Source organism: Parafrankia sp. Ea1.12, assembly GCF_900465275.1.
GTDB classification, from domain to species: Bacteria; Actinomycetota; Actinomycetes; order Frankiales; family Frankiaceae; genus Parafrankia; species Parafrankia soli.
Map to the genome: position 1 here is coordinate 1 of NZ_UBIZ01000056.1, position 799 is coordinate 799.

Here is a 799-nt window from a genome sequence, read left to right on the forward strand (position 1 = left end):
CATCCCGACCGGATCCATCGCGCTGGATGTCGCGCTCGGTATCGGGGGCCTCCCTCGCGGGCGCGTCGTCGAGATCTATGGGCCGGAGTCGTCCGGAAAAACCACGGTCGCGTTGCACGCGGTGGCGAACGCGCAGGCAGCCGGAGGTATCGCGGCCTTCATCGATGCCGAGCACGCTCTTGATCCGGAGTATGCGGGGAAGCTCGGCGTCGACACCGACGCGCTGCTCGTCTCCCAGCCCGACACGGGGGAGCAGGCGCTGGAGATCGCCGACATGCTGATCCGTTCCGGCGCGCTGGACGTCATCGTCATCGACTCGGTCGCGGCGCTGGTACCGCGGGCCGAGATCGAGGGGGAGATGGGCGACAGCCACGTGGGTCTGCAGGCCCGCCTGATGTCGCAGGCACTGCGGAAGATCACCGGGGCGCTCGCGAACTCCGGCACCACTGCCATCTTCATCAACCAGCTCCGCGAGAAGATCGGCGTCATGTTCGGGTCGCCAGAGACGACCACCGGTGGAAAGGCACTGAAATTTTACGCGTCGATCCGGCTCGACGTGCGCCGCATCGAGACGCTGAAGGACGGTACCGAGGCGGTCGGTAACCGGACCAGGGTCAAGGTGGTCAAGAACAAGATGGCCCCGCCGTTCCGGACGGCCGAGTTCGACATCGTCTACGGCGGCGGTATCAGCCGCGAGGGCTCCCTGATCGATATGGGCGTCGAGCACGGCATCATCCGCAAGTCCGGTGCCTGGTACACCTATGACGGTGACCAGCTCGGCCAGGGCAAGGAAAACGCA

At 66.1% G+C, this 799-nt stretch carries 1 protein-coding gene; it reads left to right on the forward strand.

Annotated elements, in window-relative coordinates:
- Nucleotides 1–799, forward strand: a 799-nt coding sequence (gene recA, locus FMEAI12_RS00285) for a recombinase RecA (protein ID WP_112104557.1), incomplete at both ends; no start/stop codon positions are given.